The sequence below is a fragment of the Bdellovibrio sp. HCB117 genome, from assembly GCF_047305915.1.
GTDB classification, from domain to species: Bacteria; Bdellovibrionota; Bdellovibrionia; order Bdellovibrionales; family Bdellovibrionaceae; genus Bdellovibrio; species Bdellovibrio bacteriovorus_B.
The window spans coordinates 3092114-3106723 of sequence record NZ_CP178622.1 but is presented as its reverse complement, the minus strand read 5'-3'; the positions used below and the strand labels follow the sequence as shown (position 1 = coordinate 3106723).

The following is a 14610-nucleotide window of genomic DNA, read 5'->3' as shown; positions in this document are numbered from 1 at the left end:
ATAATTTAGTTAAAAAAAACGAGGCCCTCTGATAAAACAGAGGGCCTTATGCTTTTTAAGATCCCGCGTCTTTACGACAGTCATACTCACTTTCTAGCGACCGGCGAATTCTCGGCAGGTCTTCACTTAGGCTTTATGAGAAAGGCCGAGGATCTGTCGCTGATTGATCTTAAAAATCCTGCCTATTATCGAAGTGACTGGATTGTCGGATTCGGTTGGAACGAAGCGGGCTGGCCCGAGGCTCCCCACAAAAACATTCTTGATAAGTATTTTCCGGATCGACCGGTGTTCTTTCCTCGCATGGATGGTCATCGTTCGTGGGTGAATTCTCGCGCTTTAGAGATTTTGGGAATGAAATCTGAATCAGGTCTTCTTTTAGAAAAAGATCATCTGCAAGCGTGGGACAAGCTTCCGGGCTTCACAAAAGAACAACAACGTCGTCATGTTCTTTCGGCCTGTCGTACATACAATAAAGCCGGTTTCACTCATGTTCGCGACATGTCTTGCACTGAATCGCTGTGGAACCTTTTGGTAGAAATGTCTGAAAAAAATGAACTGACATTAGCCATCGAAGAAAATGTGACGACGCACGAAATGTCAGACTTTGAAGGCATGTTGGACTTCTGTATTCGTGCGAAAAAAACGGAAACGCCTTTGCTTCGCATGAAAGGGATCAAACTTTTTTATGACGGATCGTTAGGTTCTGAAACGGCTTATCTGTCTAAGCCCTACAACGGAAAAGCCGAAGGACCTCAAGGTCGCACGCTTTGGCCTTTAGAAGAAGTCGAAGAAATCATGAAACGCACATGGCAAGCCGGTTTGGAATTTTCGGTGCATACGATCGGTGACGAAGCCGCTCATCACATGGTGCAAAGTGCGCGAAAGATTTCGGCACAAGGTTTTGTGGGACGACTGAATATTGAACATGCACAAATGCTCAGACCTGAAACAATTCAAATGATGAAGCCCTTGCATGTTCGTTGTCACATGCAGCCTTGTCATTGGCTGAGCGATAAAGCTTGGTTAGAACAAAAACTGGGTGATTTGTATAAATATGTGTTTCCTTGGGAGGCTTTAAGAGCTGCGCAAATCCCCATCTCATTTGGTTGCGACAGTCCGGTAGAACCACCGTCTTTTTGGAGAAATAAAGTGGCGTTAGATGAAAGTGTGAAGGCCAAGATCCGTAAGTTTACAGGGGATTTGGCTGTCGCGCACTCTCACCCAGACGCCACGTTTGCAAACAGTTATTCGATTATTGAAGAAGGCATCGTTAAAGAGATTAATTTTAACGGGTCTCTTTTATCACTTGAGTGATGTGTTCACGATGATGTCTTTGTCTTTGAGCGAATAGACAATCCCACCCAAGACAACGGCGCCGGCGACATAAAGCCATGTTTTCTTTTCCATGACCCAGGACTTCTTCGATTCGTCTTTAAATAAGCGGGGAGTGCAGCTTTCATCGAAAAAGACAGTGCCTCGGTGAAGAACGTTCATGTCTTCAATGCGGTGACTGAAGTTATCGCAGTCTCCGTCAATCCAGTTTTCAGTTATAAAATGCTGGTTCAACAGCTGTTCGTAAGTACCGTAAAAGCGAACCGTCGTTTGGGAATTCGAAACCAGCGTCCAGTGATAAGGAGTTTGCGGTGAAAGGCTGGCCATCGACTTTTCTTTGAGCGGAAAGCTCATAGATTCAATCAAAAGAGTCTCGTGGTACGGAAATTTCTTAGCCAGCTTTTCCAGCGCAACATATTCTTCGCGACAGACAAAATGGGAAGGGCCTTCGTTTAACAAAGTCACTGCCTTGCAGTAGGCATGCAGAAGTTCTTTTTTGTCTTGAGACGAAATATCTTTCGTTAAAGCCTTTTCGCTTAAATCACGCACGAAACGAAGACTTGAAAGTGTTAGAGGAGCCTGCTTCTGAATCTCTTTAAGAGAACTTATCACGAACTCCAGTCGATCGCTGAATGTATCACTCAAAGCAAATAGCTGATTTTCCTGTGACGGATTGCTTTGAATTGTCTTCTGTTCAAACTGCACCATGGATTGGGCTTCGGGATGCTTTGCTAAGAAGCGTTCATAGTTTATCTTACTGCCCGCAGGAGCTTGCAACAGGATGTTTTGCGCAAAAGATACTGCGGGAATAAAGAAAGTTAAAAGAATGAATGTCTTCATTTTTATCCCCTAGTTTTGATATTCCACGCGGATTTTTGCGGGACTTGTTGATGTTAATTGTGCGCCAGTTTCTTCTGGATTTTGTACAACTGCGATAAAGGGGCCGGTGTAACTTAGAAGCCTTGAGCTTTCAGTGTCGCGAATTAAAACGGCATACTGCTGAGGATTTAAAGGTGCACGTAGAAGCTTGAGTTTGCTGCCGACCTTAAGGCCGCCTTTTTGTTTTTCCGTCGAGGCTAGATATAGATCGACAACGCCACCGACATCGCCAATCAATGAAGCTAAGGAGTCGGCATTGGCGACTTCAATCGGCACTAAAGAAAATCCGCGAGGGATGAACGTGTCCACGGATTTAGGTTCGGGTAAAAACGTATCTTTAGGTTCCGAAGCAGGTCTTGTGGCGACGTAAGACACCAAGCCTAAAACTACGAAAGCCAAGATCATCAGATTATTTTTTGCGAGAAGTTGAAGCTTTTGTCTCATATGAACCCCTTTCTTGAGTGAGCTGATTTTTTCTATAAGAAGATTTAAGTTCGGAAAGCTGGTTGATCGCAGCAAAGATGACTAATAAAATAAAGACCGTCACCACACCGACTTCAACGAGAATTTGCCCTTTATTATTTTTGGTATCCATGCAGAGTTCTCCTCAATAAGCGAAACCGCGCAGGCCTTTTTAAAATGAAAGCGTCCTTCTAGGAACTGTGAAAACGGCTTGCGGACGGCCAAGGTGTATTGCCATTCATGCGCCAGTGCTTGTTTTTCTTCAAAAGCCGCGACCGGACTGTAGGTCGGAGCTATGTCCGAGGAGTCCGGACGGACGGCTAAGGTGGGGCGGCGGCCCGACAGATGAAAACCATTTGCGACAAAAAGGATATTGCTGAGGCCTTCTTGGGTGTTCGCAAGTTCTCGCCGCGTTTTTGCGAAGGACGAAGCCAGCGACATATTGGCTTGGTTGATAAGTTGTTTTTGTTTTAGATCGAGCTGTCGTTTTTGATTCTGTATTTTAACCAAGCGAGCCTTTGCTGCCGCTAACGCTGGAGGATTTCCAGCCGAGGCCGCTATTTTTGCGTAGGCGGCAACTTCTTCTACTTTGAGTCTGCGAGCTGTGTTGTTCAGCGACAGCAATTTTTCAAGGCTGGGAGCCACAAGCTTCTGTCCCTGTTGACCGTGCACGCGGCATTGGTATTTCATCGCTAGATCATTCTGCATAAAACCGAAGACGCTGCTCAGAAGAAGTAATCCACTGATCAAAACAGGCAAGCAAGCCAATAGCAGAATGACGGCAAAGCCCTTTTCATTTTTCATAAGGATTTCTTTAGCTCTTTCTCGATGGACAGTTCCGGCGATAAATTTACTAAGACTTTGCCTTTAACCGTTCTGCGGTTGCGAGTGATTTCGGTTTCGTAGTGAGAATTTAAAAAAAGAACTTTTCCCAGCCGCTGATGCAATTCATTTTTACAGAAGCGTTCAGATTCGTGTTGAGTGCAAATCAGGGCTTCATGCAATTGATAATCGATGTAATAAAAAACGACTCCACGATACAGAAGAGCTGTGATCGCAGAGCCGGCCAGAAAAAGAAACGGTAAAGATAAAAGGGCTTCAACAACACCTTGCCCCTGTCTGTTTCCGGTTCTCATTTTAGTTCTTAGATTTGGATTGTTGGTTCGTGGCACCGTCAAAGAAGTTGCTGAAATCCTTTTTCTTCGTCATGGATTCAGTGACTTCTTGAACTTGCACGTTTGTACCAGCGGCTTTGCCGCCCAAGACATTGGCGATGTTGGCGAAACGAACGCCGACATTGGCGCCAACGACTTTGATCACGGCCATGCTACCAACAGCAACGATGGCAACGATAATAAGATACTCTATAAGACCTTGGCCTTTTTTATTTTTTAAAACTTTGTTTGCATTCATGAATGCCTCCTCAAGGAGGCGATTTAGCAAACGGGGTGCAGACGGGGATTGCGTGAAATTTGAGAAGAGAGTTGCGGAAATAAAAAAAGTCCGGAGGTCCGGACTTTTTTTTTACTTCTTTTTGCCTTTAACAGCAGAAGCTTCTTTTTTTGCCGCTGCTTTTTCGGCTTGGGCTTCTTTTTTCGCGTCGGCTTTTTTCGCCTTACGTTGGATGATGATACGATCTAAAATATCGTAAGCTTCTTTTTGCAGATCATTTTCGAAAATGAAACGGTAGAAACCCTCGATCTCAGGGCTTTGACGGAATTTCTTTAGCGACGTGGGTAAGCTATCAGATTGAACGAAATCAATGGAGCTACCATCTTTTGAAAGCTTAACTTTATCAGCCATTCTAAATCCCCTAATGTTTTAAAGGGTTTGTACCTTATTTTGCAGCTTCGAAGCAAGGAAAAAGAGCCTACAACGAGCTATCGAAGGCCCTGGAAATGCCTCCCCAAGGGGGCGTTGTTGGGAGCGCGGTGTCTTTGTCAGGATTTTATTAAACCATTGAATTTCTTTAATAAATAGCGGACATTGGAGGGGCAATTGGGAGGTGTGAATGCTCATTCTTAATGGTAAAGAAGTCGCCAAAGAAGTGCGTTCAAAGCTGTCTCCTCGAGTCGCGAGTTTTTCACAAAAAGTGGGACGGGCTCCTCATCTGTCGGTTGTCATTGTCGGTGATGATGATGCCAGCCATATCTACGTAAGAAATAAGAAGAAAGCTTGTGAATCGGTTGGCATGACCTCGCAAATCATTGCGATGCCGGCGCACACCACGCAAAAAGAACTTAATGCTCAGATCAAGGCCCTTAATAACGATGCTTCCGTTGATGGCATCTTAGTGCAATTTCCTCTGCCAGGTCATTTGAGTTCGGATGAGGTACTTCGACTGGTATCACCGGAGAAAGATTCAGACGGTTTAACATATGCGTCTTTGGGATTTTTTTTCGCGGGAAAACCGATCGTGAAACCCTGCACTCCAGAAGGGGTCATGACGATTCTTAAGCACTATGGAATTTCTGCGGAAGGACTGCGTGCCGTGGTTGTAGGGCGCAGTAATATTGTGGGAAAACCCATGGCTCAGCTTCTGACAGAGGCCAATGCCACTGTGACTGTTTGTCATTCGAAAACAAAAGATTTATCCACCGTAGTCCGAGAAGCTGATCTGGTCGTCGTGGCCGCAGGTAAAGCGCGCCTTTTGGGACGTGAAGATTTTAAGAAAGATGCTATTGTCATCGACGTGGGAATGCACCATGATGGCCCGAACGGAAAGCTTTGTGGCGACGTGCGCACGGAAGAGCTTGATGGATGGGTGAAAGCGGTGACTCCTGTACCTGGGGGAGTGGGTCCAATGACGATCGCAACTCTTCTTCAGAACACCTGTCTTCTGGCGGAAAAGCGCGCAGGTCTGTAAGTAAAAAAGGAAAGAAATGTATACCGGTTTTTTAAAGAATGTTTGGTACGTGGGTTTACCTAGCAGTGAATTGGCTGTGGGAAAGTCTCAAGCTCGTAAGATCATGAATGAACCTATTGTCTTTTTCCGCGATTCTAAAGGAAAAGTTTCTGCCGTTCGTGATATCTGTCCTCATCGTGGCATTCCTTTGAGCTATGGTCGCGTGGTCGAAGACACTATCGAGTGTCCTTATCACGGTTGGAAATTTGACGGCTCAGGTATGTGCACAGAGATTCCTTCTTTGTGCCCTGGTCAGGATTTGAATCCGAATAAAATCAAAGTACGTTCTTATCCTGTGCACGAAGCGCAGGGCCTGATCTGGATTTTCATTGGCGATAAAGATTATGACATGACTAAAGCGCCGCAAATTCCCGTGATGAAGGCCTTTGGCAACGATGTGAAGCCAAGGCTGACTTACGTTGTTAATTTTCCGTGTCACGTAGATCACGCGGTGATCGGTTTGATGGATCCAGCGCATGGACCTTACGTGCATAAGAGCTGGTTCTGGCGCTCAGAAAAAACCATGTTGGAAAAACGCAAAAAATTTGCGCCGGTGAATTATGGTTTCCAAATGGTGCGCCATCAGCCTTCTAAAAACTCGAAGGCCTATAAAATTTTGGGTGGAACTCCGACGACAGAGATCACTTTCACTCTTCCTTGTGTTCGCGTCGAGCATATCGAAGTCGGACCTCGCAATTTTTATTCTTACACAGCGCTAACTCCGGTTGATGAAAAGAATACGCGCGTGACTCAGCTGGCTTACTGGGACATTCCTTGGTTGACGCTTTTGAAACCGGCGATCAATCAGTTCTCAAAAACTTTCTTGGGTCAAGATATGGATGCGGTGACAAAACAGCAAGAAGGATTGAAATACGATCCTAGCCTGATGTTAATCAAAGACGCCGACACCCAAGCGAAGTGGTATTATTCTTTGAAAACGGAATACCACGATCACTTAGAACAAAAGCGCGACTTCAATCATCCGGTGAAAGAAACAGAACTTCGCTGGAGAAGTTAATGCTTAAAGCCTGCGGGATTTTCTTCAGTTTATTTCTGGGATTCCAAGCGCGGGCTTTGCATTTGGAATACGTCGGTGAAACTTCCATAAAAAATGCGCAAAAATTTAAAAAGACCACGATCGGTGGTCTTTCTGGCATTGCCTGGTCAGGACATTCTCTTTACGCGGTTTCGGATGATCGAGGCCGTTTCGGAGAGCCGCGATTTTACGAGTTTGAACTTTCCATTGAAAAGAAGTCTGTAACGCTCAAACCAAAAGATGTGCTGTTTATTAAAAATCTGCCGAAACACGAAGGCAAGGAAGATGCCCTTGATGCCGAGGGCTTGGTGCTTTTACCGAACGGCGATCTTGTTATTTCTTCTGAAGGCAATAACAACGCCAAGCCTCGTCAAATGCCAAGACTTTTCCGTGTATCCAGAGACGGTCAATGGAAAAGTGATCTGCCACTGCCAGAGAAGTTTTTGCCAGAACTGACGGGCCAACAAAAGAAAGGCACCCAGAACAATGTGGCCTTTGAAGGGCTTACTTCTTTTGGCGATGGAAAATTTATTTTCGCAGCCACAGAATCACCTCTTCTTCAAGACAGCTCTTTTGTTGATAAAGCCTCGACGGGCGCTTGGATCCGCGTTCTTAAGTACGAAGATAAAGAATCTGGGGGCTATAAGGTGTTAGCCGAGTACGCGTATAACTTGGATGCGCCTGCGAGCACCGATAATGGCCACGAGGTCTTTCGTGGAGTTTCTGAAATTCTGGCATTGTCCGAAAATAAACTGATTGTTATGGAAAGAGGGGTCCGAGTTTCTCCCAAGAGCCTTCTTGGAAAGACCACGAAGCTTTATTTGGCAGATCTCTCCGCCGCCACGGATGTTTCCAAGCTGCCTCAGTTAGAGGCGGGCAAGTTTAAGGGGGCCTCTAAAACCTCATTAATTGATTTTGAAACGGATCTCACAAAATCTCGACCTGGAAAGAGTGTAGAAAATTTCGAGGCCATGGCTTGGGGACCGAAATTAGCAGACGGACGGCGCTCTCTTCTGGTAATGGTAGACGATAATTTTTCTAAGAAAGAAGTGACCGAGCTTTTGGTCTTTGCCGTTGAAGGTGAGTAATGACGACTGTATGGAGACTCCGCCCAGGAGCAGATAAACGTATTCGCAGCGGACACCCGTGGGTGTTTTCTAATGAGCTTTCGGTCAGCCCGAAGGGTCTTTTGCCGGGAACTCCGGTTGAGTTGCAAGATTCAAAGGGTCAGTTTTTAGCTCGCGGTTACGGCAACCCTCATTCCTTGATCGCTTTTCGTGCCCTCAGTTTTAATAGTCAGGAAAAGGAACCGACAAGTTTTGAATTCCTGCAGGGGAAGATCTTAAATTCTTGGAAAGTACGTAAGGCCGCGGGCTTTCGTGGAAGTTTCCGTTTGGCTTTCGGTGAATCTGATTACATTCCAGGGTTAGTTTTGGACTATTACGTTATCGAACAAAAAGGCAAAAAGGCGCAGGTCTTTGCGGCTCAGTTGGTAACGGCGGGAATGAATGAAGCTTTAAAGAATGCCGAAGATTTCTTCAAAGGTTTAGTGCAAAAAGCGCACGAACAAGGTCTTTCTAATTTTTCATGGAATGAAACGGCGGTTGTTATTCGTAACGACGTCGGCATTCGTAAATTAGAAGGCTTAAACGTTGAAGAGCCTAACGTTATTAAAGATCTTCCTGACTTTGATTTGACCGACGTAGAGATTCTTTTGAATGCTGCTGCCGATGACGGTGTTGTGGCCATGAGCTGTGATTTGAAAGAAGGACAGAAAACAGGCTTCTTTTTAGATCAGACACACAATATTCACTTGGCAGTGAACCTTTTTAAGAATTGGGCAAAGACAGAACCTAAACGCAAACTTCGTGTTTTAGATTTGTGCTGTTATGTAGGCCACTGGTCGACGCAAATCACTCGTGGTTTAAAATCCTTGGGGTTTGAAGTCGAAGTTTCTTTGGTGGACGTTTCTAAAACGGCTTTGGCTTTTGCAAAGAAAAATGCGGAACGCGAAGGCGCTGAAGTTGTTGTTCATGAAATGGACGTATCTGAAGGCCTGACTATTTTACCAAGCGCTCACTATGACATCGTGATCGCAGATCCTCCTGCCTTCATCAAATCTAAAAAAGATATTCCTATTGGTAAACACGCGTATCTGAAAATGAACACGCATGCCTTCCGCATGGTGAAGCGCAATGGGTTTGTCGCTTCGTGCTCTTGTTCTGGGTTGTTAGAAGAAGAAGAGTTCCGCGATGCTATCCGTAAAGCGTCACTGCGTAATTCGTTCGAAGTGCGCAGCGTTTTGCGTGGGGGACATGCCGCGGATCATCCGACGCTGATGCAGTTCCCTGAGGGTTTTTATCTTAAGATGTACGTGCACTACGTATAAACTATGTGACTTTTTGCCCGTGGGCCCAAAAGCCTGCGGACTCTGTCAAACCCGATAGCACCGAGTGAAAGTGCGCTTGAGTTTGCAGACGTTCTTTACCAAATCGATTTTCTAATTCTTGCTGAATGAATGGGACTTTCGCCGTACCCCCTGTCAGACATACAAGATCCACCTGATCTGATGTGACACCTGCATTTTTCAAACACTCATCTAAAGCGGCAAAGATTTTTTCTTTTGTTCCCGTAGCCCAATCGATGAATTGTTTTACGCTGAAAGACTCTTTCATTTCCAAGCCTGGATAGTCATAAGAGAACTCTGTGGACTCGTTGCCTGAAAGAGCTCGTTTGGTCTTTTCGATATTTTCAAAGAAAGGGAATATCTGTTGATCTTCGATAAGAACGAAAAGTCTTTCGACGGCGTCTGCATCTTTCTGAGTCAGCGAACACTTTTTCACTTCGCGGATGAACTCGTAAGTATCTTTCTCTTTGAGATGCACAATATGCGCGGGATGATTTAAGCGCTGCGAAACTGCGGGCGGCATAGTTAGAACGTTGCTACCCATTGGAAGGCGGTAACGGGATTTTGCTCCGAAGTATTCATTCAAGCGGTGGCTCATAAAAACACTGTCTAAAGCATCCCCTGCTAAGGGGCAGCCATCGATAGCTAAGACGTCTTCTTTAGCAAAACCTTCGGGACGAAGTTTGATCAAGGTAAAGTCAGAAGTTCCGCCACCGAAGTCTCCGATAAGAACAATCTTTTCACTTTTTAACTGACGGCGATAATCAAAGGCGGCAGCTAAAGGTTCTGGAACGAATTGCACTTCTTTAAAACCAGCGAAGGTGGCTGCTTTTTCCATGCGATGCAGGGCAAAGCCATCAGCCACCGGATCCATAGAATAACGCGCGGGACGACCGATAACGGCTCTTTCAATCGGAGTGTCTAATATTTTTTCAGCTCTTTTTTTCAATTCCAGCAGAAAGACACCAATCAAAGTTTCAAGGGTAAGAATGCGATTGTTAAGCACAGTCCCTAAATAGCTCTGATTCGGAAGATGAGACTTGAACGAGCGGAACAAGCGACCTTCCATGTCCTGTTCAATATATTGCTCAATAGCTTCCGTGCCGTAATAACAAAGATCTGGATGAGGGAAATAGAGAAGAGTTCTCATCATCGTGGGATCTTGGGATTTAGGATCTAATTGGAGGGCTTCATATCTTTGCCCTTTGTGAAAGGCGCCGACCAAAGAATTACTCGTACCAAAATCAATAGAGAGGAAACTGTCTGAACTCATTCAAGAAAGCTATCAAACATCAACAGGTTATACAATGGCTGGCCCACCTTTAGAAGAGGGCCCATCTTTGTCACCGCAATTTTCATCTTTTCAGCGCGATCACATTCTTGCTCGGTTAGCAGAAAGTCTTGGTATTCTGGCGACCGGTCGTAAGGGGTCGCTTTATGAGTATGCAAAAGAAAATTTTAAGACATTTAATTTTTCTTAGCGCGGTATTAGGAATGGTTGCCTGTGGCAATATGGAAGCCAATATCGAGCATCCCGTAGGTTCTTGGGACGAGAACTCAAGACAATTTGAAAAGCCACTTCAGGAGCTTTACGCCAATGAAGAATCGGAAGAGGTCGTGACCGAAGAGGTTCCATCGCAGGCTCCGAAAACAACTCTTCCGGTGGGGCCGGCCACAGTCAGTTCTCCCGAGCTTCCGGTTAAGCCAAAAGAGTCGGGTGGCAAGGAAACGCCGAAGCCGGAAATCAAACCCGAGGTAAAACCTGATGTGACTGCGGAGGATCCTAAAGAAGATCCTAAAGAAGATCCGAAGCCAGTTCTTAGTGGTCCTGGTGTTTTAAAACCAACCGTTTATTACTTTGCTGTTCTTAACGAGGATAAAAATAAATGCGCTGACGATGCGAAAAGAGATCTGCACGGTGCCGGCGGAAAAGTCTTATTGAAAGTCTGTGCAAAAACTTGGGCCGCGTGTTCTTTGCAAGGTTCTTGTGCGGTAATTCAAAAAGGTAAAACTCACACCTTTAACATCATTGGACGCTTTGAAGGACAAGAGCGCTTTTTTGAAATTGAAGAAGACGGTTGTCGCTATGGTTATGGCGTGAACAGCTCTTGCTTGGATCCCTTTTATACATTGGCGGCGGATTTAACTATCTACAAGCCGGGCGAAGTAATCTATGTTCCCGCTGTTGTTGGCTTGCAATTGCCGGATGGAACGAAACACAACGGCTACTTTGTTATTCGCGACAAGGGCCGTGGTATTGTAGGGCGCGGAAGGTTTGATTTTTACACCGGCTATTATAGCTGGTTAGATAATGCGAACCCGTTCAAAAAACTGGGTTTGGGAGATGTGAAAACCAATATTCCTTACTTCCGAGTCACAGGCGACGTCGCTAAAGGCGTGTTGGAAAGAAGAGCGTATCCTGATCTACCGCGTAGCAAATAAATAAAAAAGGCTCCTGAGAAGGAGCCTTTTTTATTTTTGTAGTCTTTGCTTTCAGTTTCTAGCCGAAGGCGGAAGCGCTTGTTGCACCTGCGGTTGCGCTGTCTGCTGTTGAGGTGTTTGCACCTGAGCCGCAGCGACTTGAGCCATCTGAGCCACCGCCATTTGCGCCTGTTGGGCTTGCTGGTGGTAGTAGTTCAACTTAGCAACATATTCTTTAAGAGCGGCATTTTCTTGCTTAAGCACACCCAACTGAGTCAGAGCTTGTTGAAGGTGACTGTAGTAGTCTTGAGCCTCTAAAGCCTTTTTATCCAAAGCGAGCTTCATCTCAATAATTTTTGTTTCTGCAACAGACATTAAATTTTTGAGAACATCATTTTGTTGCTGCGCCGAAGCTTCCACTTCACTGAAAGACGCCGAGATTTTCTCGATTTCTTCATTCAAAGAAGCAATATTTTGATCGCGCTCTTCGATGGTTGCTTGCATCTCGTCAACGGTTTGCTTCAGTTCGTGCTTTTCCGTCTTCAAAGTTTGAATGGCTGCCTCAAAGTGTTCGCGCTGCTCTTCCCAAAGTTGTTGTTCTTTAGCAAAGGCACTTTTCGCTTTCGCGAGTTCCATGGCAGTTTCATCTTTAAGCGCTTGGTTGAGTTCCAAATCTCTTTGCAGAGCTTTGTTCTTCTCAAAAAGAGCCTGACTGTACTTTTTCTCTTCGCTTTGCATTTGCAACGCGCGAGCTTTCAGGCCTTGGATCTCTAACTGCAGTTGCAGGCTGAGTTCTAAAGATTTTGCTAAGTCGCCACTGAGTTTTGTGTTACTGGCTCTTTCGGCAGAAAGCTGGTCGGCAAGTTGTTTGATTTGCGCATCCAATGTTTCAGGTCCGTAAGAGACGTTCTCAAGAGATTTGATTTTTTCTTTCAACTCTTCTTGGGAACCCTTCAGTTCAGAATGGAATTTTTTCATCTGAACTTGCATCTGTTCATACTTTGGTTGAGGGGGCATAGGTTCCTCTCCCTGATGCTGGGTACTTAACTCGTTTAGTTTATTGCAAATTTCGTCAAAAAGTTTTTCGTGCTCAGGAACGGAAGTCGTCATAGACTTCATTGTGATGCACAGACCGAAGTCAAGTCATCGAAATTTATTGACAGAGGTCGAGCCTCTCGATTTAGGTCCAGGGTTGTTGTTGTAGGAGGAGATACCATGAGTTTACAAAGACCCCTTCGTTTTATAATGGCCGTAGTTTTATTGATCACCTGTTCTGGCGCGCACGCAGACGACATGGGGCTTTTAAGTGACATCAAGCCTCCTCAGCAGACATCCGAGTATATCTTCCGGTCTTCACCGAAAGAGTCCTTGGTGACAGTGCAGCTTTTGGGTGCGGTCAATAAGCCTGGTATCTATTATGTGCCAGCCGGCACAGATCTTCTGAAGTTGATCACTCTGGCTGGTGGTACAACCAACGGGGGAGACCTTTCCGAAGTGATTGTTCGCAAGATGGAGCCTAAAACTTGGGCAGAGATTAAATCTAAAGCGGTCAATGAGTATCAAGGTGCTTATGAGGTTGATGCCGAAAAGCTGATTAAGTTCGGTGGGACTCGCGCGCTTCGTCTGCATCAAGACGACTTCGTCTATGTTCCTCCGCGCACTCCGTGGATCAGTAACGAAACGGCTCGTGGTATCACTCTTGTGTCCGTGATCCTTGGTATCGCTTTGACCGCAGTTCTAATTGATAAGAACACAGGAAATAACTAAGAATGATGCAAGCTCGCGACGGCCGAATTTTATTTCTTATAAAAGCTCTCGCGGCTTTGATTTTCATTTCTAAGATTTCCTTTGGGGCCGTGCTGCCTATTCCGCAAAGATTTTCGTTTTTGATCTTTCAGCAAGGCCTGCATCCTTTCGTGAATGTCTTTTTGTGCTTTCTTTTTGGGGTGCCTTTGATTTTCATGTGGTTGCGTGTGCGAACGCGCCATCATTTGAGTGGGTTCTATAAACTCTTCGTCTATGTTCTGATGTTGACCTTGACGGTGCAGACATTGTTGCAGGCTCATTATGTGAACACAGGTGAATCTGCGATCATGCAGATCGGTGCGCTAGGTGTCTCTTTGTTCATGGTTGTGGTCTATGGTTTGGTGATACCCAGTCTTTGGAGCGTCGATGATTTTTTGCGCTTTATTCAACGCTGGTCCGGATTTTTGGTTCTAATTTCATTGGTTTTACTGGTCGTGGCAAGTGGCCATGTTTTTAAAGGCGGACGCTTTATCGGCGTGTTCAAGCACATTCCTCACATGGTGACCTGTGCGACTGTGGCCTTTATTTTTTCTTTAGGAACTTTTCTTAAAGACACAAATGCGAAACATAAAATTTTAGATGCGCTCATCCTGGGTGCTAGTTTCATCGCGATCATCTTAACGGGAACAAGGTCCTCCGCAGGAGCCGCGGTTCTGGCTTTTGTAGTCACCATGATCTTACACAAAACGGCTAGCAATCAGGGGCGCATTTTTAAATTCGCTTTCACTTCCTTCGTGATTACTTTTTCGATGTTTTTCGGCGCCAAGGTCTATGACTTCGCACGCGGAATTGCGACGGGTCAGGCCGCTTTAGGTGGACGTGAGGCCCAAGACGGTATCGCCTCTCGTTGGGAAGAGGTCGAACGAGGCTTTCAAATCTTTCAAGAGCAACCCTTGTTAGGGCATGGATTGCTATCTAAATTCGCTGCTGGAAACGACGTGGACGTTTCTAATTATAATGCGATGAAAGATCCGCATAACATCTTTATTTCAGCGGGTGTTGTCGGAGGCTGGCCTCTGATTGTTCTAAGTATTGTGGCTTTGATCTTTATGTTGTTGGGTTCATTTAAAGCTCTGACATCGCAAAGTATCGCGAAACGCCAGGTCGCTATTTATTTGCTGTCCCATATTCCAATCCTGGTGATCTATCATATCCACTTATCGATTGGTGGAATGGCGGACCGTCTTTACTGGATGGTCTTTGGCTTTGTCGCTGCGTCGACTCTTCGTTCGGACGCATCTTCTGAGCAGTCCTAATATTTGTTACTGATCAAACGAGTTTAAAAAACACAACAGCGGCTAAAGTTTTTGCTCCAAAAGTTCTTTTGTCTTTTACAAAGACTAAGCCCCTACTGAAGCGGAT

The 14610-nt window shown here is 45.4% G+C and carries 16 protein-coding genes; 8 read left to right on the top strand and 8 right to left on the bottom strand.

Annotation, left to right across the window (positions count from 1 at the left end):
- Positions 1-48: 48 nt before the first annotated feature.
- Positions 49-1314, top strand: a complete 1266-nt coding sequence (locus ACLWBD_RS14675) for an amidohydrolase (RefSeq protein WP_063205110.1) — start codon at positions 49-51, stop codon at positions 1312-1314.
- On the opposite strand, the gene ACLWBD_RS14670 is transcribed toward ACLWBD_RS14675, so the two are convergent.
- The 6 genes from ACLWBD_RS14670 to ACLWBD_RS14645 form a co-directional block, all read right to left on the bottom strand.
- Positions 1303-2172, bottom strand: coding sequence for a hypothetical protein (locus tag ACLWBD_RS14670; RefSeq protein WP_063205109.1), 870 nt, complete (start codon positions 2170-2172; stop codon positions 1303-1305). The genes ACLWBD_RS14675 and ACLWBD_RS14670 overlap by 12 nt on opposite strands.
- Before the next feature lie 9 nt (positions 2173-2181).
- Complete coding sequence (locus tag ACLWBD_RS14665; RefSeq protein ID WP_063205108.1) at positions 2182-2655, bottom strand: hypothetical protein; 474 nt, start codon at positions 2653-2655, stop codon at positions 2182-2184.
- 99 nt (positions 2656-2754) lie between these two features.
- Positions 2755-3477, bottom strand: a complete 723-nt coding sequence (locus tag ACLWBD_RS14660) for a hypothetical protein (protein ID WP_413568737.1) — start codon at positions 3475-3477, stop codon at positions 2755-2757.
- Positions 3474-3809: a hypothetical protein gene (locus tag ACLWBD_RS14655; protein ID WP_063205106.1), complete on the bottom strand. Its 336-nt coding sequence runs from the start codon at positions 3807-3809 to the stop codon at positions 3474-3476. Before ACLWBD_RS14655 ends, ACLWBD_RS14660 begins: the two co-directional genes overlap by 4 nt.
- A 1-nt stretch (position 3810) precedes the next feature.
- The gene (locus ACLWBD_RS14650) at positions 3811-4086 is read right to left on the bottom strand and encodes a Flp family type IVb pilin (protein ID WP_063244322.1); all 276 of its coding nucleotides are present in this window, start codon (positions 4084-4086) and stop codon (positions 3811-3813) included.
- A 111-nt stretch (positions 4087-4197) separates the two neighbouring features.
- Positions 4198-4476, bottom strand: a complete 279-nt coding sequence (locus tag ACLWBD_RS14645) for a hypothetical protein (protein WP_063205104.1) — start codon at positions 4474-4476, stop codon at positions 4198-4200.
- A gap of 208 nt (positions 4477-4684) precedes the next feature.
- On the opposite strand from ACLWBD_RS14645, the gene folD reads away from it, so the two are divergent.
- Genes folD through ACLWBD_RS14625 form a run of 4 tightly spaced genes read left to right on the top strand, consistent with a single transcriptional unit; the run spans position 4685 to position 9003 of the window.
- Positions 4685-5539, top strand: a complete 855-nt coding sequence (folD, locus tag ACLWBD_RS14640; protein ID WP_063205103.1) for a bifunctional methylenetetrahydrofolate dehydrogenase/methenyltetrahydrofolate cyclohydrolase FolD — start codon at positions 4685-4687, stop codon at positions 5537-5539.
- Positions 5540-5555: 16 nt separating this feature from the next.
- Positions 5556-6596: an aromatic ring-hydroxylating oxygenase subunit alpha gene (locus ACLWBD_RS14635; protein ID WP_063205102.1), complete on the top strand. Its 1041-nt coding sequence runs from the start codon at positions 5556-5558 to the stop codon at positions 6594-6596.
- Positions 6596-7702, top strand: a complete 1107-nt coding sequence (locus ACLWBD_RS14630; RefSeq protein ID WP_413568735.1) for an esterase-like activity of phytase family protein — start codon at positions 6596-6598, stop codon at positions 7700-7702. Before ACLWBD_RS14635 ends, ACLWBD_RS14630 begins: the two co-directional genes overlap by 1 nt.
- Positions 7702-9003: a class I SAM-dependent rRNA methyltransferase gene (locus ACLWBD_RS14625; protein WP_413568734.1), complete on the top strand. Its 1302-nt coding sequence runs from the start codon at positions 7702-7704 to the stop codon at positions 9001-9003. The genes ACLWBD_RS14630 and ACLWBD_RS14625 overlap by 1 nt, the downstream gene beginning before the upstream one ends.
- A 1-nt stretch (position 9004) precedes the next feature.
- Here ACLWBD_RS14625 and ACLWBD_RS14620 read toward each other — a convergent pair whose 3' ends face one another.
- Positions 9005-10294, bottom strand: coding sequence for an Hsp70 family protein (locus ACLWBD_RS14620; protein WP_063205099.1), 1290 nt, complete (start codon positions 10292-10294; stop codon positions 9005-9007).
- A gap of 164 nt (positions 10295-10458) precedes the next feature.
- On the opposite strand from ACLWBD_RS14620, the gene ACLWBD_RS14615 reads away from it, so the two are divergent.
- Positions 10459-11463, top strand: coding sequence for a 3D domain-containing protein (locus tag ACLWBD_RS14615; protein ID WP_413568733.1), 1005 nt, complete (start codon positions 10459-10461; stop codon positions 11461-11463).
- A 51-nt stretch (positions 11464-11514) separates the two neighbouring features.
- Here the strand turns inward: ACLWBD_RS14615 and ACLWBD_RS14610 are convergent, their stop codons facing one another.
- The gene (locus ACLWBD_RS14610; protein ID WP_413568732.1) at positions 11515-12459 is read right to left on the bottom strand and encodes a hypothetical protein; all 945 of its coding nucleotides are present in this window, start codon (positions 12457-12459) and stop codon (positions 11515-11517) included.
- A gap of 198 nt (positions 12460-12657) precedes the next feature.
- On the opposite strand from ACLWBD_RS14610, the gene ACLWBD_RS14605 reads away from it, so the two are divergent.
- Together ACLWBD_RS14605 and ACLWBD_RS14600 are read left to right on the top strand one after the other, a co-directional pair.
- Positions 12658-13209: an SLBB domain-containing protein gene (locus ACLWBD_RS14605; RefSeq protein ID WP_063205095.1), complete on the top strand. Its 552-nt coding sequence runs from the start codon at positions 12658-12660 to the stop codon at positions 13207-13209.
- 2 nt (positions 13210-13211) lie between these two features.
- The gene (locus tag ACLWBD_RS14600) at positions 13212-14504 is read left to right on the top strand and encodes an O-antigen ligase family protein (protein ID WP_413568730.1); all 1293 of its coding nucleotides are present in this window, start codon (positions 13212-13214) and stop codon (positions 14502-14504) included.
- Positions 14505-14610: the final 106 nt, after the last annotated feature.